This window comes from Streptococcus sp. HMSC061E03 (genome assembly GCF_001813505.1).
In the GTDB taxonomy this organism is placed as follows: Bacteria; Bacillota; Bacilli; order Lactobacillales; family Streptococcaceae; genus Streptococcus.
The window spans coordinates 53,705-67,622 of the sequence record NZ_KV812784.1; the positions used below are offsets into that span (position 1 = coordinate 53,705).

The following is a 13,918-nucleotide window of genomic DNA, read 5'->3' on the forward strand; positions in this document are numbered from 1 at the left end:
CCCATTGTCTATTGATCTAAAGAATTGAAAAGAGTCATAGAGAAAAGGGCTCAGGTTTGATATTCGTGGAGTCCTAGATGGGTTAGGGAGCAAAACCGAGCTTCACTCCCGTCTCTGTTCCCATCTAGTGTGTAAAGAAAATTAGTGAGGAAGGGTTTTCGATTTATGTAGTTTATCGCCGTGGAAAACAAAGTAGAGTCCACTTGCGATCACGAGACCGATGGCACCCCAAACAAAGTTCATCATGTTGTCCCCTGCAATCATCAAGATACTGATCACAACAGCTAGAACTGGGATAACAGGACCAAATGGTACTCGGAAGGTAACCTTTTTGTCTGGGTACATTTTTCTGAGTTTGATGGCTGCCAAAGCAGTTGGAATGTATTGGAAGAAACGGAAGACAACACTGAAGGTTGCTAATGTTTCGAAAGAGCCAGATAACAAGAGTAAGAAGGCGAAGATACCAGAAATGATAATGGCAATGACAGGGGCATTCTTAGAGTTTGTTTTTCCAAGCCCTTCTGGCAAGAGTTTTTCAGTTGCTAATGCGGCACCAAAACGAGGGACCATGATGGATTCACCGATGTTTAGACCGGCGATTGAAATGAGGGCTCCGTAAGAAACGAGTGGAGCTCCGATAGGGCCAATCATTTCGACAAATGCGTCTTGTACTGGTGCACCAGTTTGCATAATGCGACCACCAAGCATGGCGATTGTTCCTGCGATGATCAACATGTAGAGAACAGATACAATACTGATAGAACCTAGAATAGCGCGGGGAACGTTCTTTTCAGGGTTGCGCATTTCCCCTGCAACGATAGACATGGTTTCAAATCCGATGAAACCGTAGAAGATGTAGACGGCTGTACTAGAAATAGAACTGAAGAGGTTTGTTCCACTTTCCAATTGAAGGAAAGGTGTGAAGTTGCCCTTGCTCACGCCACCGGGAATGAAGAAGATGGCAAAGAGTGAGAAGAGGACAATTGGAATTAATTTTGCAACAGTAGCTGTCAGAGTAAACATCTTAGAGGTTTTCAGACCGGCAATGTTCATCAGACTCAAGAGAATCAGCATACCGATACTGATCGGAAGGTTGTAGCCTTCAAATGCTGGGAAGGTGATGATGAAGATCTTAGCAAATCCGGCTAACATGGCAGCCCAAGCGATAACAGTAACGGCCCAACCGAGAATCCCAACGTTAAAGCCAACGAAGTCTCCGAAAGCGGCTTTTGAGTATTGCATGGCTCCACCGTTTTTGTCGAAGTAGCCAGCTGTTTCAGCCAGACAGGCTGATAGTAGCATGACGAGAATGGCAACCCCGAACATGACAGCTAGAGAAGCTGGTCCGAGGCCAGAATAAATTTTTTGAGGAAGGAGGAAGATACCAGATCCGATTACGGCGTTGATACCGTAAAGAGTGGCACCGCTAAAGCTGAATTTCGCTTTTTCTTGTTCCTCAATCGACTGTTTATGTGCTCCGTTCATAATGTTTCTCCTTTGTGAACATTATTGTAGTCCAGTCCAGATAGCAATCGGTTGCTCCCCAGACTGATGGGGTAAAAACGTGATTGTCATCTCTTGAAGAGGAGATGCTTGTTCGATCACCAGGAGCTCGTGAGTTTGGAGAGTTTGAGAATGATTGTTTCCCCATTCGAGTGTTAGTGGACAGAGAGCGTAGATCAATTGATAGCGACTCTGACTTTTGACACTCTCTTTTGGGGATATAGCACTCATATGCCCCTGATAAGAAGGTTTGTAAATCAAATTAAAGTCTTGACAAGTCCCTTGGCTAGATACAGGATCTCCCCCATCAAAGAAGTAGCTTTGAAAGGGGTTCAAAACCACTTCTTTATGGTGATGGGTGAGCCTAATGGAGGCATTCAAGGGCATCAAGATTCGGTGGTAGCCCGTGAGATCGGTAAAGTTACTTTTTTCAACCTCTACCGTTGCAGTAGAGAGGCGGAAGTCAAAGGTCCGATCTGGATAGCTTCCTCCCTCTGGGGAGAGAAAGAGTTGGGTGGTTTGGCCACCGGACCAGGTAGAAATTTGATAATCTGCGGGGGTAAGATGAAGGAGAGTCACCATAGGACGCCTTCTTTCTTAAAAGAGACCAGTGATATTGCCGTGGTCATCGATATCAATCTTTTCACTGGCAGGAACTTTAGGTAGGCCAGGCATGGTCATAATGGTACCAGTGAGAGCTACGATGAAGCCAGCTCCGGCAGCCACCTTAAGGTTACTGATTTTAACTGTGAAATCTTTTGGTGCTCCCATCTTCTTCGCATCGTCTGAGAAGGAGTATTGGGTTTTGGCCATACAGATTGGGTAGTTCGAGAAGCCCAGAGCTTCCAATTCTTTGAGTTCGCGTTTGGCCGCTGGTGTTAAGCTGATGCCTTTACCACCATAGACTTTTGTGACGATCTTAGTCAATTTTGTTTCAATGCTGTCTTCTTCGTCATAGACATAAGAGAAGTGGTTTTCTTCTTGAGCCAGTTGAATGACTTTTTCAGCCAAGTCACGACCACCAGCTCCACCATGTGCCCAGACATCTGAAATGACCACATCTACATGGCGTTTCTTACAAGATTCATAGACAGCTTCTAGCTCTGCTTCTGTATCCAGTGGGAATTTGTTAATGGCAACGACCACTGGTAGACCATAGACTTCTTGAATGTTGGCCAAGTGTTTGTCTAGGTTTGGTAGTCCATCGATAACGGCTTGGACATTTTCGGTAGCCAAGTCTGCTTTGGCAACTCCACCATGCATCTTGAGAGCACGGATGGTTGCGACGAGGACAACGGCAGCAGGTTTGAGCCCGGCCATGCGGCACTTAATATCGATGAATTTTTCAGCACCGAGGTCTGCTCCAAAACCAGCTTCTGTCACGACATAGTCTGCATATTTGAGGGCTAGTTTAGTAGCCAGCACACTGTTACAGCCATGGGCGATATTGGCAAATGGTCCACCGTGGATGATGGCAGGAGTATGTTCCAAGGTTTGCACCAAATTTGGATGGATGGCATCTTTGAGGACAGCTGCCATGGCACCTCCAGCCTTGAGATCTTTGGCTGTGACCGGTTGTCCTTGGTAGTTGTACCCAATAATGATGCGATCAAGACGTTCTTTGAGATCAAGGATATTTTCAGAGAGACAGAGAATGGCCATGATTTCAGAAGCCACGGTGATGTCAAAGCCATCTTCACGAGGAACTCCGTTTGTTTTTCCTTGAAGGCCATCGACAATATGACGGAGTTGACGGTCGTTCATATCGACCACCCGTTTCCAGGTGATGCGACGAGAATCGATGCCCAACTCATTGCCGTGATGGATATGGTTGTCAATCAAGGCTGCAAGGAGGTTGTTGGCAATCCCAATGGCATGGAAGTCTCCGGTAAAGTGAAGGTTGATATCTTCCATTGGAACCACTTGGGCGTACCCGCCACCGGCAGCTCCACCCTTGATCCCAAAGACAGGGCCAAGAGACGGTTCGCGGAGAGCAATGACGGCTTTTTCACCAATAGCTGAAAGAGCATCGACCAAGCCAACAGAGGTGGTTGTCTTTCCTTCTCCAGCAGGTGTCGGTGAGATGGCTGTCACGAGGATCAGCTTTCCATCTTCCTTATCCTTGAGTTGTTCCAGTTGGTTGCTATCAATTTTTGCCTTGTATTTTCCGTAGAGCGAAATATCGTCTTCGGTCAATCCAAGTTCAGCAGCGATATCGGTGATGGGCTTCATTTGGACAGAATTGGCGATTTCAATATCCGATAAAACCATAGAATCCCTTCTTTCTTTATTTTTATTTGCTAGGTTTAAGATAGACTTTCTAAAATGGTTTGGTAAATGTTATCTGCAAGATCAGAACCGGTTTGGAGAAGTTTGAGTCCCTTGCTGTGGTATTCTTGGACGAAGTCTTGGTCCTTGATTCCTGAAATGTTGATCAAGACATTGAGCCAAGCACCTTGAAGGCCAGCTTTAAGATTCAGAGCAGCTACCCCTAGGTCACTAGCCGCATTGGTGTTGGACTTGCCAACAGCTTCTTTGGTGGTTTCAAGAGCTTCAACGATGAGCTCCATCATAGAGAAAGGAGATACTGTCGCATGTTTCAAAGCTTTTTGCATGGCTTCACGACGAGCGGCTTTCTCTTCTTCCGTTTCTTTTGGAAGATCAAAGACAGCTGATACGACGTTGAAAGCTTCTGTATCTTTATCGATGGCTTCTAGTAATTGGTCTTGGAGTTGAGCGCTTTTTTCATGAACCCCTTTGATGTGGTCTTCAAATTCTGCGTATTTTTTCTTTCCAATGGTCAGTTCACAGACCATTTTTGTAAGGGAAATCCCATTCGCAGCAGATAGAGCAGCAGCAGAACCACCACCTGGAGCTGGAGCATCTGAACCAAGAACTTTGGCAAACTCCGTAATACTTAAGTCAACTAGTTTCATAGAACTCCCTTTCTAACCCAACAAGTGATTTTCCAAGACTTGTTTGCTGTAGTCAAAGTCTTCTAATTGCAAGTAGTATTCAGCAGAGTCGATCAAAGCCTTAGCAGGAGCCAGTCCAATGAGTTCTGTTCCGATGATGCGAACACCATAGCGTTGCGCTTCGAAACGAACGGTTTCAACGACACGATACAATGGGAATTGTTCCAAGTTGACCATGTTGATGGAGACTTGGGCGATGTTGCGATCTTCTAGCATGACACCGATCGCTTTACAGTATTTGTATCCACCGCTTGATCCACGAATGATTTTAGAAATCTTATTGGCAATCTCTAGGTCGTCTGTGTCAAGGTTGATATTGAAAGCAACGAGTGGCATCCGGACACCAACAGCTGTAACCCCTGCAGTTGGGTGAATCTTGCGTTCACCGTAGTCTGGCTTCCAGTCTTCTTCCAACAATTTTTCTGGCATTCCTTCAAATTGTCCTTTACGCACTTTGGCCAAGTTCTTCCGTTCTGGGCGAGTTGCAGCATCTTCATAAAGGAAGATTGGAATACCTAATTCACGATTGATGCGTTCGGCTACTTTATTAGCGATCTCAACGCATTCAGCTGTAGTGATATCTTTAACCGGAACGAATGGACAAACGTCTGTTGCTCCCATACGAGGGTGTTCGCCTTCGTGCTTGGTCATATCAATGTTTTCAGAAGCGTATTTCACCAATTGGAAAGCCACTTCTTGAATGCTTTCTTCATCCCCAACGAGTGTAAAGACGCTACGGTTGTGGCTGGCATCGGACGAGTAGTCTAGTAACGTAACACCTGGAATACTTTTTGCTGTAGCTGCTAATCCGTCGATCACAGCCTGATTGCGTCCTTCAGAGAAGTTTGGAATACACTCAACAATTTTTGCCATATGATTACCTCTTTTTATAGGAGAAGTTGGGGAGGAGGAGTCTTTGTATTTTCCTCCCCTTTCTCAGTTTTTATTTTTTGATGTTAAAACAATTTTTGAACGGCTTCTTTGACCAAATCTTCATCTGCCAGATAAGGAATGGTGATGTGGTCTGTTCCTGCATGGAGACGGTTGTACTCGATCGCTGTTTCGATAGCATGATCGTTCCGTGCCCAGTTCCGACGAGCAACCCCGCCCATGGTATCCCAGGCAATGGCAGACTTGATGATTTCATCGATCCGGTGGCTACCGTCTAGAACGAGACCAAATCCACCGTTGATGGCTTTACCGATACCAGTACCACCACCGTTGTGGAGGGCAACGAGACTCATACCGCGAGCAGCGTTACCAGCGTAACATTGAACCGCCATGTCACAAGTAACGTTTGATCCATCTTTGATGTTTGATGTTTCACGGAATGGAGCATCCGTACCAGATACGTCGTGGTGGTCACGTCCAATCATGACAGGTCCAATCTTGCCTTGGCGAATGAGTTCATTGAATTTCAATGCAATATTGACACGGCCCATGCAATCTTGATAGAGAATACGAGCTTGTGTACCAACCACCAGTTGGTTCTTCTCAGCATCGCGAATCCAGTTGTAGTTGTCGCGGTCTTGGTAGCGACGAGTTGGATCGATCGCTTCCATAGCTGCGTGGTCAGTTGCAATCAAGTCTTCATGTTTACCGCTGAGGCAGACCCAACGGAATGGACCGTATCCATAGTCAAAGAGCATAGGTCCCATGATATCTTCTACATAAGATGGCCAAATGAAGCCGTCCTTGTCATCCAAGCCATTCTTAGAAATTTCCTTGATGCCTGAGTCGTAAACAGATTTCATGAAGGCATTACCGTAGTCGAAGAAGTAAGTACCTTTAGCCGTCAAGGCTTTGATCACTGCAAAGTGACGAGCCAAGGTTTCATCAACCAAACGGCGGAAGGTTTCTTTGTCTTCTGCCAGCAAACGTGTACGCTCTTCAAAGCTGATGCCAACTGGGCAATAGCCACCATCATAAACGTTGTGGCAAGAGGTTTGGTCAGACAAGAGATGAACGTGAACATTGTGTTCATTGACATATTCGAGCAAATCTACGATATTACCATGGTAGGCAATCGAAGTGGATTCACCAGCTTCAAGGGCTGCTTGAGCCAATTTCACAGCTTCTTCGGCACTATCTGTCACTTGGCTAATCCAGCCTTGAGAGTGACGGGTTTCGATCCGAGAGCGGTCCACTTCTGCAACGATGGCAACCGCTTTTGCGATTTCAGCTGCTTTCCCTTGAGCTCCGCTCATTCCACCGAGACCAGATGAAATAAAGAGTTTACCAGTTAAGTCGCCGTCATCAGGCACACCGAGTTTAAGACGACCAGCATTGAGAAGGGTGTTGAAAGTACCGTGAACGATCCCTTGAGGACCGATGTACATCCAGCCACCAGCCGTCATCTGACCGTAGTTGGTTACTCCCATTTCTTCAGCGATTTCCCAGTCGCGCATATTGTCATATTCACCAATCAAGAGACCGTTAGTAATGACGACACGAGGAGCTTCTGGTTTCGATTTGAAGAGGCCTAGAGGGTGACCCGATTCAACCACCAAGGTTTGGTCTTCTGTCATGACTTCCAAGTATTTCTTGATCAAGTTGTACTGCATCCAGTTGGCGCAGACAGATCCTGTTTCCCCATAAGTGACCAATTCATATGGATAAAGGGCAATTTCAAAGCTCAAGTTGTTGTCGATCATGACCTGCATAGCCTTAGCAGCAGTGCATTTTCCTTTGTACTCATCGATTGGTTTTCCGTAGATCCGATCTTTTGGACGGAAGCGATAGCCATAGATCCGACCGCGAGTTCTCAGTTCTTCCAGAAATTCTGGGATCAACTCTTGGTGGAATTTTTTAGGAATGTAACGCAAAGCATTTTTAAGGGCAATTTCAGTCTGAGCTTGCGTTAAGCGGAAGCCTCTATCAGGTGCACGACGGATGCCTTCTTGAAAAGTCGCCTTTTCAGGTAGGACATCAAAGTCAAGTTTGACAGACATAGCAGCTGCAATTTCTTTCTCGTCTATAAATGACATAGCAGAACCCTCCTTATAGTTGGACTGTGAATTTATATTTTCTTTATTGTATCGAAGAAACGTCAATAAAGAGTCAAAAAAAAATATAATTTTTAATAAAGCAAAAAAAAATGAGGGAAAAACTTTTTGACTTTTTTTTGACGCTTTTCCTGTAGAATTGTAAAATGAATAACAATGGAAATAGAAAGGAATGTTTCATATGTCTGCTGATATCCTATTAACCCACTTTAACCAATTGTTTTGTCCGAATGATCTAGGCCATCCTCTCTATGGAAAAGAGATGGCAGAAGCGCAAATCCTTTCCGATGCTTATATCGCTATTAAGGATGGAAAAATTCTTGCAGTTGGGACAGGTCAACCAGAACCAGAACTGATTGATGACCATACGGAAGTGAAATCCTGTGAAGGAAAAGTTGCGACTCCTGGCCTGATTGACTGCCATACCCACTTGGTCTATGGAGGTAGTCGTGAACATGAATTTGCGAAAAAATTAGCGGGTGTTTCTTACTTAGACATCCTCGCCCAAGGCGGTGGAATTCTGAGCACGGTTCGGGCGACACGGGAAGCTTCTTTTGAAAATCTCTATGACAAGTCCAAACGACTGTTGGATTACATGTTGCGTCATGGAGTGACCACTGTCGAAGCCAAGAGTGGCTATGGTTTGGATTGGGAAACTGAAAAACGCCAGTTGGATGTTGTGGCTGCACTGGACCGTGATCATCAAATAGACTTGGTTTCGACCTTTATGGCAGCCCATGCGATCCCAACAGAGTACAAGGGCCGTTCCCAAGAATATTTAGATCTCATTGTGGAACAAATGCTTCCCAAAGTGAAGGAAGAAAAACTAGCTGAGTTCTGTGATATCTTCTGTGAAAAAGGTGTCTTTACAGCAGATGAATCTCGCTATCTTCTTTCAAAAGCTAAGGAGATGGGATTCAAACTGCGGATTCATGCCGATGAGATCGAATCCATTGGTGGCGTGGATGTGGCGGCGGAATTGGAATCTACAAGCGCAGAACACTTGATGGTGATTACGGATGAAGGCATTCAAAAATTAGCTGCAGCAAAAGTGATTGGAAATCTTTTGCCAGCTACAACCTTCAGCCTCATGGAAGATACTTATGCACCGGCTCGTAAGATGTTGGACGCTGGGATGGCCATTACCCTAACAACGGACAGCAACCCAGGGTCTTGTCCAACAGCCAATCTCCAGTTTGCCATGCATCTAGGTTGCTTCATGATGCGCCTAACTCCAGTAGAAATTCTCAATGCAGTGACCATCAATGCGGCCTATTCAGTTGATCGTGCTAAAACAATCGGCTCTTTCGATGTTGGCAAACAGGCCGACATTACCATCTTTGATGCACCAAATCTAGATTATCTCTTCTATTTCTTTGCGACAAATCTCGTGACAGATGTCTACAAGAAAGGTCAAAAAGTCATTTAACTGACTCCATTTCATTTGGGACTTTGCTGGTTTGCAAAAATCAGCAAAGTCTTTTTTTAAAACCTATCCCTGTAGGGAATGGAACCACTTTAGTAGGAAATTAAAATTTGACGTTCAAAGAATATTTTTCTTACTTTCTGATGTACAAAAAGGGAAATTCTTGATAGAATAGAAGTAATATTGAATATTTTCTTCAATATCATCTGTTTGATTGAAAACAGATTGTTTAAACTATTGATCAAACGAACAGGTTATTCAACAGACCTGTCTAGAAATTGTGAGGAGACAAGATGACTGTCGATTATAACAGCAAAGCTTACTTGGATAAAGTAGACGCTTGGTGGCGTGCAGCCAACTACATTTCAGCTGCTCAAATGTACTTGAAAGATAACCCATTGTTGAAGCGCGAAGTCGTTGAAAATGACTTGAAGGCTCACCCAATCGGACACTGGGGAACTGTACCAGGGCAAAACTTTATCTATGCTCACTTGAACCGTGCCATCAACAAATACGACTTGGATATGTTCTATATTGAAGGACCAGGTCACGGTGGACAAGTAATGGTATCGAACTCTTACTTAGATGGTTCTTATACTGAATTGAATCCAAACATCCCACAAAATGAAGAAGGTTTCAAACACTTGTGTAAGATCTTCTCATTCCCAGGAGGAATTGCTTCTCACGCAGCGCCTGAAACACCAGGATCTATCCACGAAGGTGGAGAACTTGGTTATGCCCTTTCTCACGCTGCTGGTGCTGTATTGGATAATCCAGATGTGATTGCTGCCACAGTTATCGGTGACGGTGAAGGAGAAACAGGTCCATTGATGGCTGGTTGGTTGTCAAATACTTTCTTGAACCCAGTCAACGATGGGGCTATCCTTCCAATCTTCTACCTCAACGGTGGGAAGATCCACAACCCAACCATCTTCGAACGCAAAACAGACGAAGAATTGGCCCTCTTCTTTGAAGGTCTTGGATGGAAGCCAATCTTTGCGAATGTCACTGCAATTTCAGAAGACCACGAAGCTGCACACGCTTTGTTTGCTGAAAAATTGGACGAAGCAATTGAAGAAATCAAGAAAGTCCAAGCAGAAGCTCGTAAAGGTTCTGCTGAAGAAGCAACTCAACCAGTTTACCCTGTCTTGATTGCTCGTATTCCTAAAGGTTGGACTGGTCCAAAAGCATGGGAAGGAACACCTATCGAGGGTGGATTCCGTGCGCACCAAGTTCCAATCCCAGTAGATGCTCACCACATGGAGCATGTCGATGCTCTTCTTTCATGGTTGGAATCTTACCGCCCAGCTGAATTGTTCGACGAAACTGGTAAACTAGTTCCTGAAATTGCGGAAATTGCACCAAAAGGTGACCGTCGCATGGCGATGAACCCAATCACAAATGCTGGTGTGATCAAACCAATGAACACAGCTGATTGGAAGAAACATGCCCTTCAATTCAACACACCAGGTGAAATCATGGCTCAAGACATGATCGAATTTGGTAAGTATGCGGCAGACTTGGTAGATGCGAACCCAGATAACTTCCGTATCTTCGGTCCAGACGAAACCAAATCAAACCGTCTTCAAGAAGTCTTCACTCGTACAAGCCGTCAATGGTTAGGACGTATGAAACCAGACTACGATGAAGCCTTGAGCCCTGCTGGTCGTGTCATTGACTCTCAATTGTCAGAGCACCAAGCAGAAGGTATGCTTGAAGGATATGTCTTGACAGGTCGTCATGGATTCTTCGCCTCTTACGAATCCTTCCTTCGTGTTGTGGATTCTATGATCACTCAACACTTCAAATGGTTGCGTAAGTCTAAGACACATACAACATGGCGTAAAAACTACCCAGCCTTGAACTTGATTGCAACTTCAACTGTTTTCCAACAAGACCACAATGGCTACACTCACCAAGATCCAGGTATCTTGACTCACTTGGCTGAGAAAACTCCTGAATACATCCGTGAATACTTGCCAGCAGATACCAATAGCTTGCTTGCGGTAATGGATGAAGCCTTCAAGGGAGAAGATGTGATCAACTTGATTGTTTCTTCTAAACACCCACGTCCTCAATTCTACTCAGCAACTGAAGCAGAAGAATTGGTTCGTGAAGGATACAAGGTGATCGATTGGGCATCAACTGTTTCAGCAGATGAAGAGCCAGATCTTGTTATTGCAGCTGCAGGTACAGAGCCAAACTTAGAAGCTCTTGCAGCCATCACAATCTTGCACAAAGCCTTCCCAGAATTGAAGATCCGCTTTGTCAACGTTGTGGATATCTTGAAATTGCGTCACCCATCCGTTGATGCGCGTGGACTTTCAGATGAAGAATTTAACAAAGTCTTCACAACGGATAAACCAGTCATCTTTGCTTTCCATGGTTACGAAGGCATGATCCGTGATATCTTCTTCAACCGTCACAACCATAACCTTCGTGTACATGGTTACCGTGAAAACGGGGATATCACCACACCATTTGATATGCGTGTGATGTCTGAGTTGGATCGCTTCCACTTGGCACAAGATGCAGCTAATGCAGCTCTTGGAGATGCAGCAAGCGCATTTGCAGCGAAGATGGATGAAACAATCGCCTTCCACCATGACTACATCCGTGAAAACGGAGACGACATTCCAGAAGTTCAAAACTGGAAATGGGAAAACGTGAATAAATAAGAAAAGAGAGTGGGACAGAAATCGGTAATTCGTTAGAATTCGATTTCGTCGTCCCACCTCCGCACAGTTGAGTAGGGCTGTATAAGCTGATGAAATCAGCGTATTAGAGCCCACTCAACCACTGCGTCTTGCTCTACAATCCAAAAATAATTGAGAGGCTAGGACTTTTGTCCCAGCCTCTTTTGTGATGAACAGCAAGTAACAAAAGTAAGAGGATGAGAATAGATGTTCGGAAATCAAGCGCTTTCCAATAAAATTGTAAGAGTTTCTAGGAAAATATTGAAGTAAAACCGAAAAAATAGTAAAATGGAAGAGCTGATTGCAGCAAATCAACTGTTCTGCGTTCTCCTTTTTGGAGAAGTGTTCTACATTAGAAAATGGAGTATTCTATGAAGAAAAAAATTATCTTGAAAAGCAGTATCCTAGCGGTCGCTGCAGGTCTTAGTGTTTTTGCGATCAATAGCGTTTTTGCAGACGAATTGCCCGTACAGTTCATGGGCGTTAATGACTTCCACGGTGCCTTGGAACAAACAGGGACAGCTCGTTTAGAAGGCGAAACTGTGAAAAACGCAGGAACAGCCCCACTTTTGGCAACCTATTTGAACGATTCGCAAAAAGACTTTGAAACGGAGAATGCCGGAACGCCAAATGCCAGCATCCGTGTGCAAGCTGGAGATATGGTCGGAGCTAGTCCAGCCAACTCTGCCCTCCTTCAAGATGAACCAACTGTAAAAGTCTTCAATGAAATGAACTTTGAATACGGAACCCTTGGAAATCACGAGTTTGACGAAGGACTTGGTGAATTCAACCGGATCATGAAGGGGGAAGCCCCAACACCTGGTCAATTCAACAAGATCGTCGATGAGTATCCTCATGAAGCTTCTAAACAAGAAGTCGTGATTGCCAACTTGGTTGACAAAGATACCAACAAAATCCCATTTGACTGGAAACCTTATACCATCAAAGAAATCCCAGTCAATGACAAGACTGTTAAAGTCGGATTTATCGGGGTTGTTACGACAGAATTCCCAAATCTTGTCTTGCGTAAAAATCATGAACAATACCGGGTTTTGGATGAAGCAGAATCGATTGCTAAATATGCTCGTGAATTAAATGACCAAGGGGTTCATGCTATTGCTGTCTTAGCCCACGTTGCTGCCACTAGTAAGAATGGTGTAGCAGAAGGTCCTGCTGCAGACATGATTAAAAAATTAAACCAAATCTATCCTGAAAACTCAGTGGATATCGTCTTTGCAGGTCATAACCACCAATATACAAACGGGATGGTTGGAAATACCTTGATTGTTCAAGGTACGTCTCAAGGGAAAGCTTACTCGGATGTCCGTGGGGTCCTAGATACGGATACAGCTGACTTTGTCAAAGCTCCAACTGCTAAGATTATTGCGGTAGATCCATCGAAAGGCAAAGCAAAAGATGCCAAGGTTCAAGCGATCATCGATGATGCCAATGCGACGGTTAAAAAAGTAACAGAAGCAAAAATCGGTACAGCAGACAAAGCTGAAATATTTACCCGTGAATTGAATGCGCAAAAAGAAAGTGCTGTTGGAGATTTGGTCACAGCAGCGCAACTAGATATTGCCAAAAAATCAGGTTATCCAGATGTTGACTTTGCCTTCACCAATAATGGAGGAATTCGTGCAGACCTCGTGGTGAAACCAGACGGAACAGTCACTTGGGGTGCAGCTCAAGCAGTGCAACCATTTGGAAATATCCTCCAAGTAGTAGAAATCACTGGGGACCAAATCTACAAAGCTTTGGATCAACAATATGATGAGAAAGAGCTTTACTTCTTGCAAATGGCAGGGATCAAGTACACCTATACGAAACCAGCCGATGCAACGGAAGAAAATCCTTATAAGGTCGTGAAAGCTTACAAGGCAGACGGAACTGAAATTGATCGCAACAAGACCTACAAGGCGATTATCAACGACTTCTTGTATGGTGGTGGTGATGGCTTCTCAGTCTTCCGCGATACAAAATTGATCGGTGCTATTAATCCAGATACAGAAGTCTTTATCCAATACATCGAAGATGTGAATAAGGCAGGGAAGAAGTTATCTGCTTCAATCTTGGGTAACAAGACATTTGTGGAAAAAGTGGAAGAAGAAACGCCTACTCCAGAACCACAACCAACCCCTCAACCAACTCCAGAACCACAACCACAGCCAGCGCCAGTTGATCCAGTAAGTCCAGTTCATCCCGTAGCTCCAGTTACTCCAGTAACTCCGGCTACCCCAACTCCTCAACCTGAAACCCCAGTAACTCCAGCGCAACCAGCTGCAAGCGAAACAAAAGAAGTGGCAACAAACA

9 protein-coding genes are annotated in these 13,918 nt (G+C 44.6%); 3 read left to right on the forward strand and 6 right to left on the reverse strand.

Features of this window, described 5'->3' with window-relative positions:
- Positions 1-141: 141 nt before the first annotated feature.
- The 6 genes from HMPREF2917_RS00555 to HMPREF2917_RS00580 all read right to left on the reverse strand — a co-directional run bounded on the left by HMPREF2917_RS00555 (position 142) and on the right by HMPREF2917_RS00580 (position 7,465).
- A complete protein-coding gene (locus HMPREF2917_RS00555) occupies positions 142-1,485 on the reverse strand; it encodes an APC family permease (protein ID WP_031576513.1) in 1,344 nt (447 codons plus the stop codon).
- 21 nt (positions 1,486-1,506) lie between these two features.
- Complete coding sequence (locus HMPREF2917_RS00560; RefSeq protein WP_003008647.1) at positions 1,507-2,085, reverse strand: HutD/Ves family protein; 579 nt, start codon at positions 2,083-2,085, stop codon at positions 1,507-1,509.
- A 15-nt stretch (positions 2,086-2,100) separates the two neighbouring features.
- Positions 2,101-3,774: a formate--tetrahydrofolate ligase gene (locus tag HMPREF2917_RS00565; protein ID WP_070588698.1), complete on the reverse strand. Its 1,674-nt coding sequence runs from the start codon at positions 3,772-3,774 to the stop codon at positions 2,101-2,103.
- A 35-nt stretch (positions 3,775-3,809) separates the two neighbouring features.
- Positions 3,810-4,439, reverse strand: a complete 630-nt coding sequence (locus HMPREF2917_RS00570; RefSeq protein ID WP_070588699.1) for a cyclodeaminase/cyclohydrolase family protein — start codon at positions 4,437-4,439, stop codon at positions 3,810-3,812.
- Positions 4,440-4,451: 12 nt separating this feature from the next.
- Positions 4,452-5,351, reverse strand: a complete 900-nt coding sequence (gene ftcD / locus HMPREF2917_RS00575; RefSeq protein ID WP_003008641.1) for a glutamate formimidoyltransferase — start codon at positions 5,349-5,351, stop codon at positions 4,452-4,454.
- A gap of 83 nt (positions 5,352-5,434) precedes the next feature.
- Complete coding sequence (locus tag HMPREF2917_RS00580; RefSeq protein WP_070588700.1) at positions 5,435-7,465, reverse strand: urocanate hydratase; 2,031 nt, start codon at positions 7,463-7,465, stop codon at positions 5,435-5,437.
- Between the two features lie 199 nt (positions 7,466-7,664).
- Between HMPREF2917_RS00580 and hutI the strand changes: the two genes are divergently transcribed.
- The 3 genes from hutI to HMPREF2917_RS00595 all read left to right on the forward strand — a co-directional run.
- Complete coding sequence (gene hutI / locus HMPREF2917_RS00585; RefSeq protein WP_070588702.1) at positions 7,665-8,912, forward strand: imidazolonepropionase; 1,248 nt, start codon at positions 7,665-7,667, stop codon at positions 8,910-8,912.
- A 290-nt stretch (positions 8,913-9,202) separates the two neighbouring features.
- A complete protein-coding gene (locus HMPREF2917_RS00590; RefSeq protein ID WP_049483799.1) occupies positions 9,203-11,587 on the forward strand; it encodes a phosphoketolase family protein in 2,385 nt (794 codons plus the stop codon).
- A 389-nt stretch (positions 11,588-11,976) separates the two neighbouring features.
- Positions 11,977-13,918: surface-anchored 5'-nucleotidase (locus HMPREF2917_RS00595; protein WP_083307651.1), on the forward strand; the 1,942-nt coding region annotated here is incomplete at its 3' end.

What these genes read in the sequence shown, in the direction of transcription:
- HMPREF2917_RS00555 (WP_031576513.1), bottom strand. Translation starts at nt 1,485, where the DNA reads ATGAACGGAGCACATAAACAGTCGATTGAGGAACAAGAAAAAGCGAAA.
- HMPREF2917_RS00560 (WP_003008647.1), bottom strand. Translation starts at nt 2,085, where the DNA reads ATGGTGACTCTCCTTCATCTTACCCCCGCAGATTATCAAATTTCTACC.
- HMPREF2917_RS00565 (WP_070588698.1), bottom strand. Translation starts at nt 3,774, where the DNA reads ATGGTTTTATCGGATATTGAAATCGCCAATTCTGTCCAAATGAAGCCC.
- HMPREF2917_RS00570 (WP_070588699.1), bottom strand. Translation starts at nt 4,439, where the DNA reads ATGAAACTAGTTGACTTAAGTATTACGGAGTTTGCCAAAGTTCTTGGT.
- ftcD (WP_003008641.1), bottom strand. Translation starts at nt 5,351, where the DNA reads ATGGCAAAAATTGTTGAGTGTATTCCAAACTTCTCTGAAGGACGCAAT.
- HMPREF2917_RS00580 (WP_070588700.1), bottom strand. Translation starts at nt 7,465, where the DNA reads ATGTCATTTATAGACGAGAAAGAAATTGCAGCTGCTATGTCTGTCAAA.
- hutI (WP_070588702.1), top strand. Translation starts at nt 7,665, where the DNA reads ATGTCTGCTGATATCCTATTAACCCACTTTAACCAATTGTTTTGTCCG.
- HMPREF2917_RS00590 (WP_049483799.1), top strand. Translation starts at nt 9,203, where the DNA reads ATGACTGTCGATTATAACAGCAAAGCTTACTTGGATAAAGTAGACGCT.